Origin of the sequence: Paenibacillus sp. FSL H3-0286, from assembly GCF_045040705.1 — a bacterium.
In the GTDB taxonomy this organism is placed as follows: Bacteria; Bacillota; Bacilli; order Paenibacillales; family Paenibacillaceae; genus Paenibacillus_AQ; species Paenibacillus_AQ odorifer.
On sequence record NZ_CP150285.1, the window covers coordinates 4,009,959 to 4,023,648 of the forward strand.

At 44.3% G+C, this 13,690-nt stretch carries 13 protein-coding genes; all 13 read right to left on the bottom strand.

Annotation, left to right across the window (positions count from 1 at the left end; all coding sequences use genetic code 11):
* Positions 1–72: 72 nt before the first annotated feature.
* The gene (locus MHB37_RS18075) at positions 73–1,566 is read right to left on the bottom strand and encodes a serine/threonine protein kinase (RefSeq protein WP_405168331.1); all 1,494 of its coding nucleotides are present in this window, start codon (positions 1,564–1,566) and stop codon (positions 73–75) included.
* A gap of 115 nt (positions 1,567–1,681) precedes the next feature.
* Entirely contained in the window at positions 1,682–2,749 is a 1,068-nt protein-coding gene (locus tag MHB37_RS18080; RefSeq protein WP_405168332.1) for an SAM-dependent methyltransferase, read from the bottom strand.
* Positions 2,746–3,528, bottom strand: a complete 783-nt coding sequence (locus MHB37_RS18085) for an ATP-binding cassette domain-containing protein (RefSeq protein WP_312148884.1) — start codon at positions 3,526–3,528, stop codon at positions 2,746–2,748. The genes MHB37_RS18080 and MHB37_RS18085 overlap by 4 nt, the downstream gene beginning before the upstream one ends.
* Positions 3,528–3,851: a co-chaperone YbbN gene (locus MHB37_RS18090; protein ID WP_076279309.1), complete on the bottom strand. Its 324-nt coding sequence runs from the start codon at positions 3,849–3,851 to the stop codon at positions 3,528–3,530. The genes MHB37_RS18085 and MHB37_RS18090 overlap by 1 nt, the downstream gene beginning before the upstream one ends.
* Positions 3,848–4,192, bottom strand: coding sequence for a cyclic-phosphate processing receiver domain-containing protein (locus MHB37_RS18095; RefSeq protein WP_076128423.1), 345 nt, complete (start codon positions 4,190–4,192; stop codon positions 3,848–3,850). The genes MHB37_RS18090 and MHB37_RS18095 overlap by 4 nt, the downstream gene beginning before the upstream one ends.
* Positions 4,189–5,052 carry a deoxyribonuclease IV gene (locus tag MHB37_RS18100; protein ID WP_076128421.1) on the bottom strand — a complete coding sequence of 288 codons (864 nt, stop codon included), beginning with the start codon at positions 5,050–5,052 and terminating at the stop codon, positions 4,189–4,191. Before MHB37_RS18100 ends, MHB37_RS18095 begins: the two co-directional genes overlap by 4 nt.
* Positions 5,042–5,857, bottom strand: coding sequence for an Fpg/Nei family DNA glycosylase (locus MHB37_RS18105; RefSeq protein WP_076133771.1), 816 nt, complete (start codon positions 5,855–5,857; stop codon positions 5,042–5,044). The genes MHB37_RS18100 and MHB37_RS18105 overlap by 11 nt, the downstream gene beginning before the upstream one ends.
* 45 nt (positions 5,858–5,902) lie before the next feature.
* Entirely contained in the window at positions 5,903–6,691 is a 789-nt protein-coding gene (locus MHB37_RS18110) for a TIGR01457 family HAD-type hydrolase (RefSeq protein WP_076128417.1), read from the bottom strand.
* A gap of 293 nt (positions 6,692–6,984) precedes the next feature.
* Positions 6,985–7,923 (bottom strand): ribonuclease Z, encoded by a 939-nt coding sequence (gene rnz / locus MHB37_RS18115; protein ID WP_076281714.1) that lies wholly within the window; start codon positions 7,921–7,923, stop codon positions 6,985–6,987.
* A 143-nt stretch (positions 7,924–8,066) separates the two neighbouring features.
* On the bottom strand, positions 8,067–11,444 hold the full coding sequence (gene metH, locus MHB37_RS18120; RefSeq protein ID WP_370511261.1) for a methionine synthase: 3,378 nt from the start codon (positions 11,442–11,444) through the stop codon (positions 8,067–8,069).
* A gap of 179 nt (positions 11,445–11,623) precedes the next feature.
* Positions 11,624–12,049, bottom strand: a complete 426-nt coding sequence (locus tag MHB37_RS18125) for a FixH family protein (RefSeq protein WP_038571571.1) — start codon at positions 12,047–12,049, stop codon at positions 11,624–11,626.
* 262 nt (positions 12,050–12,311) lie between these two features.
* Complete coding sequence (locus MHB37_RS18130) at positions 12,312–13,097, bottom strand: HAD family hydrolase (RefSeq protein WP_076184436.1); 786 nt, start codon at positions 13,095–13,097, stop codon at positions 12,312–12,314.
* A 34-nt stretch (positions 13,098–13,131) separates the two neighbouring features.
* Positions 13,132–13,653 carry a hypothetical protein gene (locus MHB37_RS18135; RefSeq protein ID WP_405168333.1) on the bottom strand — a complete coding sequence of 174 codons (522 nt, stop codon included), beginning with the start codon at positions 13,651–13,653 and terminating at the stop codon, positions 13,132–13,134.
* Positions 13,654–13,690: the final 37 nt, after the last annotated feature.

The following is a 13,690-nucleotide window of genomic DNA, read 5'->3' on the forward strand; positions in this document are numbered from 1 at the left end:
ATCAAATCACATATAAATATATATTTTATCATACTTTAGCGGAACACTGAATTAAATGTTAGTCCCAATAGCCTATCTTAAGAAAAAACCACGGCGTTTTCCAACGTTTCGCTCGCCCTTAATGTCCCCTAACAGCTCAGCAATTACATCTGCCAACTTCCCTTTTTGTAAAAATGGATCTTGCTGACACGGTAGATTATAAACTCTATCTATACCTAAAGAATTTCGCAATAGTTCAACAGATTGGTATTCAGCAAGTGGTAACCCCACTCTCCATTCCCGTTCAGGCTGCAGCCCACTCCGTTTAATCCATAATAAAGTTTCCTCCAATCGCCAATCGGCGCCAGAAGCAATCAGAATGGGAATATCGCTATGCTTGATTTCTTCCAGCGCTCCATCAAATCCACCCGTTCCCAGATCTAAGACAACAAATTGATAAACCCCTCTCATAAGCTCTGCTACATTCCCATGGAGAGGTCGCTTCCAGTAATGAACCTTCCTCCAGGAAAATGCAAGCTCAGGGCTCTTAGCAGGAACTGAAGCGCTCTGCGCGTCAAGCATACTGTGCATGCGATCATAAACAGATGAATCTGGAGATAGATTAACCCAAGCTGTTGAACCGATCTGTCCCAAATAACTGCTAATCGCAAATGAAGTATGTGTTGTTCCAAGTCCCGGCCCTACTCCAAGTAAGGCGATCACTTTAGCCTTCCGTTTATCAACCGCTAGGGGCACAGACACTGCTAAAGGATTACCTTCATCCATATCATTCTCCACACGAACCAGCGCTTGAATAACAGCTGTTGCCTCCTGATATCTTTCCTCCGGATGAGGCCGTAATAAACGTCTAATTATAGGAATAAAAGCTGCGGGAACATGGTCACGCAACTTATTTTCCATTCCAGACTCCCAGTGGCTGCATAAGCCTCCGGTAGCCATATACAAAAGTAATGCACCAAGACCATATAAATCAGAAACCGGCTGACTCTGCCCATTCCCATACTGCTCAGGAGCCGCAAATCCTACTGTACCAAGCTTCACCGTATCTTCAACGATTCCTTTTCTATAATTTCGAGCGATTCCGAAGTCGATTAACATCAATTCTTTTTGCTTTGTTAACATAAGATTGGAGGGCTTTAAATCACGATAAACAATGGGCGGATGATGACCATGTAAATATTGCAGAACTTCTAAAAGCTGTTTAGCTATTTGTAGGATGAACTCACAAGGTAAAGGTCCGGGATTATCCTTCATCAGCTGACTTAAAGTTATCCCTTCAATATAATCCATAACTAAATAAGAATACCCTTCTTTATCCGAAAGATAGTAATCAACAATACGGGGAAGCCGCGGGTGATCCAGACCCATTAGCATCTCCGCTTCCGCCTCAATGTCTGAAGGTAGTTCTTCTGAGCTTACACTTTCTTTTACAGCCCAGCGTTTCCCCTTTAAACGCAGATCCTCCGCAAGATAGACAATACTCATTCCACCTGTTCCAATCTGATCAATAATTCTGTATCTGGCGTCCATTATCTGCCCTACCCCAAGCTTCGATGCAAAATTCACCTGAACTTCCCCCTTTTTCACATAAAAAAAGAGAAAGCTTCCGCCATTAACGTTGTTACCGCAGATTACGATAACGTTAATAACGGGATGCTTTCCCTTAAGATTTTTAAATAACTTAGTATTTAATCATATAAAGTGTGATCTCATCACGATTATGAAACAGCTGCTTGGCCCGTTGAATCTGCATACGTTCGCTCTCAAACATTGCGATGATCTCTTTGATCATCGCTAGTGGTTTCTTATGCATCAGCTTTACGGTCACAATCGCTGTTCCGCCTGGGGACAGGCTGTGCAACAGCCCTGTTACAAGCTTCGCCATCAGTTTAGGGCTCCAGCTCATATCACATACAAGCAGATCAAATTCATTATCGCGGAATTTCACTTCTCCGGCATTTTTGCGCAGGATTTTCAGACTCGGGTAATTACGCAGCGATTCATGCATCAAAGCAGGGTCAACCGCTGTTACCTTCATTCCACGCTCCAGCAAGAAAGAAGTCCAGCCCCCTGGAGAGGCACCGATATCAAGCGCATTACGGAAGCTGTAAAAAGGAATACCGAACTCCTTCTCCGCTTCCATCAGCTTGAACTTAGCACGTGAGATTTGTCCGTCTTCCTTGCGGAAACGGATTGCACCGCCATTCCAGCCGGATAGATTCTCTTCTGGTCTGGACACTCCTACATATAAGGCATTCCCGTCTGCGTAGACAGAAATGACCCATGCCGGATCTTGTACTGTAAATTCTGCACCCAAGCTCTGCAATTGCTCCTGCAGCCATTCACGAAGTTCGCCCGGACTTTCCTGCCAGAAGGAAGGATCCCCTTTACGAACATTTAGGGATACTTTCTCCCCCTCTAGCTCACTGCGGCGGCTTAAATACACAGCCAAACGCTGTAACGCATCCATGGTTCCTTCATCCTGAAACTGCACAGGCTGTATATGACGAAGGAAAATGGGCAGATTCTGTGTGAGCAATCGTGATACTTCCTCGGGTTCAGACTGCAAGGTGGCTAGAAAGATTTCTCCCGGCAACAGCAGCGTACTCTTTACTGCTCCGAATAAGCGCCGAAGCTCTTCCTGAGCATATGGCGCAAAGCCGTGATTAGCTGTACAAATATATCGGGAGTACACTATTTCTTCCGGAGCAGTGGTCTGCTCTTCGTTATCATGTCTTAATTCGTTCAAATCGTTTTGCCTCCAGGTCTAATTTTAATCCAGGGACGACCGCTATCCCATTCTACATCAACAGGAATATCATAGGTGGCCAAGATCATTTCTTTGGTTAATACTTCTTCTTTCGGTCCGGAACCAGCTAGCTTACCGTCGCGAATTAAAGCAACATGTGTAAAAAGCGGGACGATTTCCTCCACATGATGAGTTACATATACAACGGAGACATTACGTTGTCTCAGCTTGTCTACTTCAGCCAGCATTTTTTCTCTTTCGTACAGATCAAGACCTGCACAAGGCTCGTCCATAATCAGAAGTTTGGGGTCAGCCATAAGACATCTTGCCAGCATTGCTTTTTTTCGCTCTCCCTGTGACAAGGTTCCAAAAGGATGAAGTGCCATATTGCCCAGATTCATATCCTCTAGCAAACGGATTGCCTTCTCCTTCACATCGTGTGGAATGCTCTCGTAGAAACGCAAATAAGCGTAAGCTCCTGTAGCGACAACCTCCCACACCGGATCATTTAAAGACATCTTCTCCATTAAGGAAGGACCAATATAACCAATTTCTTTACGAACCTCGCGTAAATCACATTGACCATATTTATTCCCCAATACCTCAACAGTTCCTTTGCTAGGAAATAAATAACCTGTCATAATCTCCAAAATGGTTGTTTTGCCAGAACCATTTCGTCCCAAAATGACCCAGTTTTCGCCTTCCTTCACTTCTAACGACACATCGTCCAAGATTAGGCTTTCTTCTCTGCGCAGAGATAAATGTTGTAATGAAATGATCATGATATAACACTCCTTATGTATTCCAGAATCCGCTCAACTGAAACCATTGAATAATAAATATGCGGATCCTCTATCCGACCAGCAGAAGCCACAAGTAGAGCAGGGACACTGGTAATACGGTATTGTTGGACCAGATTAGGCAACATGTTCACATTTCCGGCAACCATTTGGAGTTCAGCAGGCAATAGATGTGCCGCTACTTCCAACATGCGTTCTGTAGCCTTACAGGTACCACACAGCGGAGTATGCAAAAATACTACCAGCGGTTCTCCCGGTCTCGTGAGTATCTCCAGTAAATCCGCTTCATTCATTTCCTTCATTTCAGATCCGTCTCCCCAGCGATATCATAAAGCTTATCAGAACTTAGGGGACCATTAAACAAGATCATCCCCTCAGGTTTAGCCGCGTATAAGATTTCATACATTTCTTTTCTCCCTAAAACACTGGAGGTGTGTAGATAGATTTCACGGGGGTACAGTCCTTCCAGAACAATCCGTCTGGCCACTTCCCCACCAGAATAATCATCCGGTCCCATATCATAATCTAACGATAAAATACCAACCTCACACTCACGCAGCATCAGAAGACATTCTTCTGTTGTCCTGGCTAAAGCAAATCCAAGCGGACCTTTACGGAGATCGTCCATATAGATATGAATCACTTTCTAGCCCCCGCTTCAAACCAACTGCGAACAGTAGCTATTTCATTCCGATGACTGCCATCTGGACCCTTTTCAGTTTCCAAAACAACAGATTTTTTACGTAATGGATCAGAAGTTATTAAGCGCTTAAGACCCTCTTCGCCGATATAACCTTTTCCTATTCCAGCATGCCGGTCCCGTCTCGAATCAAAGGGAAACTTAGAATCATTTAGATGAACAGCTACAAGATGCGGCCAAAATCCAAGCTGGTTTCCTCGTTCAAGCAAGTCTTCCGTATGCTCAGGATTCCAAATTCCCGCTGCAAAAGCATGACAGGTATCCAGACAAAATCCAATCTTCTCGGGAAACTGGCTAAGCTCACGAACCTTCACCAATTCTTCAAGTGTAATCCCTTCAGTACCATGGTTGCCCGCTTGATTCTCGATTAGCAGCTTGGCGTTACCTTCCCAGGACTCCAGTGTCTCATTCATACATTGTATAATATTTTGATAGCCTTGTAACGGCTCCATTCCAGCAAAATGTCCAAAATGAACAACAATACCTAAGGAACCGCAGGCTTCAGCAATTTCCAGATCATTAAGTAGGGAGTCTACATACACCTTTCGAGGGGTAGCGTCATCCCTATTCGCAGCCATATTGATTGCATAAGGGGTGTGGGCGATAGAGGTGATCCCTTTTTCTTGGCAAAAGAGTGCACAATCCCTTGTATCTCGAATATCAACCGTCTTTAACTTCAGACTGCGCGGATTTTTCGGAAAATATTGAAAACTTGTTGCACCGCTCTCCCAAGCAAATCGGGCAGCTCTCCCATATCCACCACGAATGCTGACATGAGCCCCTATTTTGGGTTTAGGCTTCATGCTGACAGTCTGGGCAATAAAATACTTTGCGTCCAGACAGCTCTGTTTTGATAATCGTTCCCCCATCGCGTAGGCAGGGTTCACCCTCACGGTCATAGACTTTACATTGGTCATTATAAGAACCCGTAACCGTATCACCGGTCATAAAAGGCATTTCCATGTATCCGCCAATCTCTGTCGCATCAGTCAATACTTTTTGAATGCTTTGATACAGGCGGGAAATGGCTTCCGGTGATAAATTCTGCACTAAAACTGAAGGCAGAAGCCCTGCGTCAAAAGCAATCTCATCCGCATAACAATTTCCAATACCCGCCATTACATGCTGATTCACTAACAGACTTTTTAACGCACCACGCCGCCCTTTTAATATTCCTGCAAAACGTTCCGGCGTCATCCGTCGATCCAGCAGCTCAGGTCCAAGCTTACCCATCGTTGCTTCGCTTTCCTTCACGGATACTAAATGTAAGAACCCTAACCGCAGGCCCATAAAATAAAGGATCTGATCACCAAATGCGATTTCTACTTGCGTATTACGATCCGGCCGTTCTTCTTCTGAACCATAAAAAAGCAATCCACCCAGCATTAAATGCAATAGTAATCTTCGTCCATCATGGAGATGAAACAAAATATACTTGGCGCGCCGCTCTACAAAAACAACACGCGCACCGATCAAGGCATTAATGAAAGCTTCTGTTTCCATGTTAATTGTTTTTTCTCTGTTCACAATTACATTAGTTATCGGAACATTTATAATACGCTGGCTAAGCAGCTGTCTATAATTCTCCATTTCCGGCAATTCTGGCATACTCATCGTCCCCTCTAAGTTGGTGAAGTAATAAGACCCTAGCTATTATACACCGAGAAACATTTTAAGTTCAGCTAAATCGGCACATATTTCATCGGGAGTGATCCCTGTGATGCTTTTATAGTGCTCCAGGTTCTCTGTAGTGGTTAAACCGGTAAGAACAAGGATTGTACGACAGCCCGCATTAACACCGGCAGCGATATCCGTACGCATATTATCCCCAACAACAGCAGCATGTTCAGGTTGAATGTTCAGAAGATCTGTCGCATATTTGATCAGGTGGGATTCAGGTTTACCGATCACTACTGGCTTCACTCCACTGGCAGCCTCAATTGCTGCACCAATCGTACCCGCACCCGGCATAACCCCATCATCTGATGGTAACATTAAATCTGGATTGGTGAGCACAAACTTTGCCCCGCTCAAAATCCAACGCGAAGCTTGAGCTAACGAAGCATAATTAAAAGAACGATCGATACCTTGCACCACATAATCAGGGGATTCTGTGACGATTTGGAGCCCTGCCTCAATGCAAGCCATACGCAGTCCCTCTTCTCCAAGTATCGCCACTGTAGCCCCAGGTGATTCCTCAGCTATGTAACGTGCGGCTGCCATAGAAGAGGTACATACCTCCTCAGCTTTCGCCTCAATTCCCATTCCACTTAAGTGGGCAGCAACGTTAGCTGCCGTACGCGATGAGTTATTAGTAACAAATAAAAAAGGGATATCCGCTTCACGAAGAGCTTTTATCAGCAGATCAGCACCGGGAATCATTTTATGCCCATGGTACAATGTACCATCTAGATCAATCAATAATCCTTCAATTTGTTCCATCACTAACCCCTCAGTTTCCACAATAAATTTAATTAATATAATAAATAAATAATAGTATTAACAAACTTGTAGCCTTTGCCCTGCTTGGATTTACAGAAAAACTCAATCCCTTTAGGTGGAAGATATCACCTACTGATTTTCGGCAATATGTCCAGCCATTCGTTCGTCTTTTACTCCGTGATTACTTTAAATCTAACACACTTCGTCGAATGAAATCGAACAACCGTCCCATCCAGCATTTTTTAGCATAGCACTGTCATTTCCTGCGCTTTCCCGGAAAATAATCATTCCCCCTATTGCCCATTTAGTCTGCGAGGTACCGGATATGCATTAAATTCCTCAGCTAATAATGTCTCTGGGAATAGGAGTTCAGCTTCCTCAAGCAAAGGAATTAACTCTTCATGCGAGCTGTAACGAGAACTGAAATGAGTCAGCAACAGCTGTCCTGCTTTGGCTTCTTTTGCTAACTCTGCAGCCTGACGGGCTGTACTATGATGATATTGATACGCCATGTCAGCCAGATCATGGGCGAAGGTTGCTTCATGAACGATAAGGTCTGCATTAAGAGAGAGTTCTAAGGCTCCCGAACAAGGTCTTGTATCTCCAAGGATAGTAACAATACGTCCTCGTTTGGGTTCCCTGACAACATCAGCAGCACAGATTCGCACACCTTCATCCGTAACAACATCTTCACCTTTTTTTAATTTCCCATAAATCGGTCCCGGTTTTAAACCATAACTCTTAAGCAATTCCGTATTGAGGCTTCCGGGACTATCCTTTTCCGTTACCCGGTAGCCATAGCTGTCAATCCGGTGCTCAAGTAATGCAGCCTCAACTTTAAAGCTATCATCCTCGAATATAATTCCTCCTGAATGCTCTACAATCTCAATCTTATAAGGAATTCGGGATTGGCTCACAGCTAAGGAGATCTCTAAGTAAGCTTTTAATCCAGGGGGTCCGTACACCGTTAACGGCGCTGTCCCTCCCTGATAACCACGACTTGATAATAGACCTGGAAGACCAAATAGGTGATCACCATGCAAGTGGGTAATGAATAGCTTTTCCAGCTTTCCTAGCCGAATCGGTGAACGAAGAACCTGATGTTGTGTACCTTCCCCACAATCGAACATCCAAATACTGCGACGTTCTTCCAGCAGTCTTAATGTAACGGACGTTACATTGCGTTGTAGCGTTGGCACACCTGCATTAGTACCTAAAAAATATAAATCCATTCTTTTTCCTCCCTTCTGCTTATTGGCTCAACCATCTCTTTTCAATTCTAAACGACCTTCTTCCAGCAAAAAACCCCCCAGTTACGGGAGGTTCCGCTGAAAGGGATACAATCCCCTACAGACCAGGTATATAAATGAAAGAATTACAGCTTCTCTACATTAAAATACTGCGCTTCTGGATGGGCAAATACCATAGCCGAAACGGAAGCTTCGGGCTCCATCATAAAGCCTTCTGTAAGGTGAACACCGATATCCTCCGGAGATAACAACTTAAACAGTGGACCTTGATCTTCTAAATCCGGGCATGCAGGATAACCAAATGAAACACGGATTCCTTGGTATCTTGCCCCATGTCTTTGCTTCATCGTCATATCCGCCGGATCCGGGAAACCCCAAGTATCGCGCATCATATGATGGACGCGTTCCGCCAGTCCTTCTGCCACTTCAAGTGCAACCGACTGCAAGGCGTGTGAACGCAGATAATCTCCGCTTTCTTTCAGCTGAGTAGACAATTCACGTACACCGTGACCTGCTGTTACAACTAGGAATCCAACATAGTCCATAATACCACTGTCAACAGGTTTCAAGAAGTCCGCCAAGCACAGATGAGGCTCTACCCCTTGTCTCGGGAAAGTAAAGGTATGCAGGATCTCGGACGTATTCTGTGGATTATACACTATAATATCATTCCCTTGCGATTGTGCAGGGAAGAATTGATACATAGCATGTGGAGTAATGGTACCCTCTAGCATTGCTTGATGGAGAATATCGTCTACGGTACCTTTCAGTTCAACAGTCCGCTGATCTCCAGCAGCTAATTGGGCTTCTACAGAACCCCGTAACCCCAAATGATGACCCAGCAGCATTTGCATATTCACATAGGGGATAATATGCCCCAATGGATAGTTACGCAGTACGTGGCGTTCTAAATCCGGTGGAACAAATACAGGTGCATCTGGAGATATTTTGGAACGCACTGCTCTGGTTAGTTTCGGCAGTTCTTGCTTAGGCGCCACCGCAACCGCTGCTTCTGCCTCCACACGAATTTCCTCGGCAATCTTCTCCCGTTCTTCAGGGTTCATAAGCCGATTGGCAATATCCAGCCCGTCCATAGCGTCCTTAGCATACAATACTAGACCGTCATATTCTGGACGAATACGGGTCTTCGTAAATTTACGGGTCAAAGCTGCGCCGCCAACCATAATCGGAACATCGATACCTGCTGTACGTAAATCCTGAGCGGTGAGGACCATCTGCTGAGCAGATTTCACAAGCAACCCGGACAATCCTATCGCATCAGCTTTTTCTCGACGGAAGGCTTCGATAATGGTCTCTGGTGGTACTTTTATACCCAAATTAATGATCTGATAACCATTATTGGAGAGGATGATCTCCACTAGATTCTTACCAATATCATGCACGTCCCCTTTTACGGTTGCCAGCATAATTTTTCCTTTAACCGCTGTCTCATCCTTCTGCATAAACTGCTCTAGATGATTGACAGAAGCCTTCATCACTTCAGCGCTTTGCAGCACCTCAGCAACAATCAATTCATTATTATTAAATAACCGGCCGACTTCCGACATCCCTGCCATCAGCGGTCCATTGATGATCTCCAGCGGACCAGATTTAGTCAATGCTTCATTAAGGTCAGGAATGAGTCCTTCCTTCGTACCTTCAACCACATAGGAAGCTAAACGTTCTTCAAGTGACAGGTTGGAAATCTTCTCTTTTTTCTCTACTTTTTTACCACGGAAAGCAGCTACAAAAGCAGAAAGCGTCTCATCATTCGTATTATAAATCAGTTCCTCAGCAAGATGACGTTCTTCAGCAGGAATGGAAGCATACCGCTCCACTTTTTCTGTATTTACGATCGCATAATCTAATCCAGCTTTTGTACATTCATAAAGGAATACGGAGTTCAACACTTCACGACCCGCTTCCGGCAATCCAAAGGAGACGTTGCTAATGCCCAAGATCGTATGAACGCCTGGAAGTGCTTCCTTGATCAAACGAATGCCGTCAATCGTTTCTTTTGCTGAACCGATATATTGTTCATCTCCGGTTCCTACAGGGAACACCAACGTGTCAAAAATAAGATCTTCTCCTGCTAAACCGTACTTATTCACTAGCAAGTCATAGGAGCGTTTAGCCACTTCCAGTTTATCTGTCGCCTTAATGGCTTGTCCCGTCTCATCGATGGTACCCACAACAATAGCTGCACCATATTTATGAATGATCGGCGTCACCAGCTCGAATTTTTCTTCACCATCTTCAAGGTTAATGGAGTTAATTATCGCCTTACCTTGACAGTACTGCAAAGCCAAATCGATAACCTTAGGATCGGTAGTATCGATCATCAGGGGTACTTTAACCTTTTTCACAACCAGTTCTAAGAAAAGCTTAATATCTTCAATCTCATCACGGTCAGGGTCTTGTACACACACGTCAATAACCTGTGCCCCACTCTTCACCTGAGCACGGGCAATTTCTGAGGCTTCCTCATATTTACCTTCGACGATAAGACGTTTAAATTTACGAGAGCCAAGTACATTCGTACGTTCACCAACCATGTATGGACGGTTGTCGTTCTCAATATAGATAGGCTCGATGCCTGAAAGTGCAGGCGGATGATTACCTGTCAGCGGGCGTGGAGGATATTCAGAAAGTGCTTCCTTCATCGCACGGATATGCTCTGGTGTCGTTCCACAGCACCCCCCCGCAATGTTCAGCCAGCCTTTTTCGGCAAAGGCTGCAATCTTGCGAGCTAAAGAATCTGGAGATTCATGATAATGTCCGTTCTCATCCGGCAATCCTGCGTTTGGATAACAGCTCACGGCTGCGGAGGAGATCTCCGAAAGCGAACGAATGTGATCCCGCATGAACTCAGGACCAGTCGCACAGTTGAGGCCCATAGAGATAGGCTTCAGATGTTCTAATGAGATATAAAATGCTTCAATATTCTGACCCGCCAATGTAGTACCCATTGGTTCAATTGTTCCTGAAATCATAACCGGCAATGTGATGCCAGTCTTTTCAAAAGCATTACGAATACCAATACTTCCAGCTTTAACGTTAAGTGTATCTTGAGAGGTCTCCAGCAGCAAAACATCTACTTTACCGTCGATCAATGCCACTGCTTGTTCCTCATAGCTATCAACTAACTCTTGGAAAGTAACGCCTCCAGTTACTGAGAGCGTTTTTGTTGTTGGACCCATAGCCCCCACGACGTATCGCGGACGGTCAGGTGTGTCATATTTGTCTACTGCTCTGCGAGCCAACTCTGCTGCCGCTAGATTGATCTCACGTGCCCGCTGAGGAATATCATATTCAGCTAGCACAACAGAGGTTGCACCAAATGTGTTAGTCTCAATGAGATCAGCCCCTGCTTCGAGGTACTGCTCATGAATCGTCTGAATGACTTCTGGACGTGTTAATACCAGCATTTCATTACAGCCGTCCAGCTCATCGCCTCCAAAATCTTCTCCAGTAAGAGGCACCTGTTGGATCATCGTGCCCATTGCGCCATCAAGGATCAAAATCCTTTGTTGTAAGCTTTCCTCAAGTGTATATTTAGCCAACTAATAGTCCCCCCAGTAAAACATTAGAGTAAGTTTAGCAGAATAAAGGAATTTCGAAAAGCCTTCCTTTCCACTCTGCTTTATCTGTTATTGCTCAGTAAGCGTTGCGAACCTTTGAATCATGGTTTCACAGACAGCTCTTTGCTAGGCATAGAGTGCTGTGTCCGGGCTGTCACATGTGAAGTGACATTATATTGTCCTTCCTTTTCAAGGGTCCCTTCTGCTTGATAGACTCCTTTACCAATTAGCTTTCCCTTAAGCTCTATTTTCTGTCCCTCATCATTTTTATTCACAATTTCGAACAGAACCTCTTTTGCATCATCTACTGCCTCGTTATCTTGGGTCACCACAGCTTCAAAGGTTACCTTTTGATTTACAACAACTTCTTCAGGACTCCATTGTAGTTCGACTTTGATAGGTTCCATAGACATGTTCATATTCATGTTATGTATTTCTGAATGCTTGGTTCCATTTGAAGAACATCCACCTAGTACTAGAAGTGTTGCACCTAATAATACAGCGACTAATTTCTTCGATCTCATCATTTGGAGCCCTCCCAATCATTATCGAATAATAAAAATCTACCAATTCATGTTATACATCTCCATCTATTATACACATTATTATTGGTTTTTCAGTATTTTGCGTCAATTCCGCATTAGTCTTGTGACTTAAATCATTTACTTAAAAATCTAATGAATTCCTTATGTTAGTATGTATGTACAGAAAAGCAGCGAGTTTCTTAGGATCTCAGAAACTCGCTGCTTTTATAAAGTCTTTATGTTGGAGCTAATAGCTCTGTATATCTTACAAGGATTGAACTAGTGGAAGAAGTTCCTCAAGGTGATTGATTTCATGATCCGGATGAATATCAAGACTAGGTGCTCTACCTTTTCTATTAATCCAGACCGTGGTCAACCCTGCTGCCAGCCCCCCACGGATATCCGTTGTCAGCTTATCGCCGACCATAACCGCTTGCTCAGGCGTTACATCAAGAAGCTCTAAAGCATGCAGGAAAATTTCCTTATCCGGTTTGCCTTTACCAAAGCTTCCGGAAATCACAATATGATCAAAGAAAGGAATTAACTCGGGCACACCATCTAGTTTCTCTTGTTGCAGTGCAGGACAGCCGTTCGTAAGTAGCAGAAGCTTCACTTGACCCCGTAACTGCTCCAGTACATGCATTGTTTCTTCATAGATGTATGGACGTTTTCTGCGCTCTGCTGCGAATTTAGTTGCCAAGGTCTCAGCTAGTGCTTCGTCTTCCACCCCTAACGCTGCAAGTCCGCGACGCCAAGACTCTTTACGATATACCGGTGCAAGCTGCTCCAATTGACGGAATTCTGGCTGTTCACCTGCCGTAAAGTTAGCCCAGAGTGCTTCATATGGATTAATTCCGATCATCTTTGTAAATGGGAACGTCTCATAAGATTCATACAAGCTACTTGCTTCCTTACGAACTGCAACTTCTAGTTCTTGTGGATCGATCGTATCCCCGGCGGCTTCACAAGCAAAACGAAATGCTTCTTCGACGCTCCGATCATCCCACAGCAATGTATCATCAAGGTCAAATAGTACAGCAGAAATTGGCATTACAGGTCTCCCTCTCCCTTTAACTGGTCTAGTTCTATTCGTGAACTACTTCAATGTTGTGAGCTTTAGCAAATGCTTCTAATCGTGTACTCATCGCATTAGTATCATAGCGATTCATAAGTTTTGTGAAAATCCATTTCGTACGTTTCCCTTTGTGCTTAATGACTACAGCTCCACGCGAAAGGGTGATTTTCTCAATATCTGCAGCTGGAAGTCCGCGTTCGCGATTGAATTTAATAGTGGACAGTCTTGCTTTTTCCACCTTCAAGTACGGACGACGGAAGAACAATAGCGCTGCCAGCAAATAGTACAGTACTACTCCCAGCCAATTAGCCAGCATGCCATTACCTTTGGCCTGATCAATAGAACCAACTACCCAAAACATAGTGCCAAGTATCACTAACACTAACGGAAATGCAATGTTGCGACCTTTAAAGACTTCGGCATTCTGGGTAGGAGATTTAGAGGCATAAATCGTATCCTTGCCTTGTTTCTTTCTTTGCTTGTTGATTTGCTGTGTGTTGCGTTGAACCATTCTTTCCCAAGAACGGGCCATGTGCGTTCCCCCTAGTCATCCTGAAATATCTATGAAA

Excerpts from the sequence above, each read along its gene's own strand:
- MHB37_RS18090 (WP_076279309.1), bottom strand. The coding sequence starts at position 3,851 with ATGAAGGAAATGAATGAAGCGGATTTACTGGAGATACTCACGAGACCG.
- MHB37_RS18100 (WP_076128421.1), bottom strand. The coding sequence starts at position 5,052 with ATGAAGCCTAAACCCAAAATAGGGGCTCATGTCAGCATTCGTGGTGGA.
- MHB37_RS18105 (WP_076133771.1), bottom strand. The coding sequence starts at position 5,857 with ATGCCAGAATTGCCGGAAATGGAGAATTATAGACAGCTGCTTAGCCAG.
- MHB37_RS18110 (WP_076128417.1), bottom strand. The coding sequence starts at position 6,691 with ATGGAACAAATTGAAGGATTATTGATTGATCTAGATGGTACATTGTAC.
- rnz (WP_076281714.1), bottom strand. The coding sequence starts at position 7,923 with ATGGATTTATATTTTTTAGGTACTAATGCAGGTGTGCCAACGCTACAA.
- metH (WP_370511261.1), bottom strand. The coding sequence starts at position 11,444 with ATGGGCACGATGATCCAACAGGTGCCTCTTACTGGAGAAGATTTTGGA.
- MHB37_RS18125 (WP_038571571.1), bottom strand. The coding sequence starts at position 12,049 with ATGATGAGATCGAAGAAATTAGTCGCTGTATTATTAGGTGCAACACTT.
- MHB37_RS18130 (WP_076184436.1), bottom strand. The coding sequence starts at position 13,097 with ATGCCAATTTCTGCTGTACTATTTGACCTTGATGATACATTGCTGTGG.
- MHB37_RS18135 (WP_405168333.1), bottom strand. The coding sequence starts at position 13,653 with ATGGCCCGTTCTTGGGAAAGAATGGTTCAACGCAACACACAGCAAATC.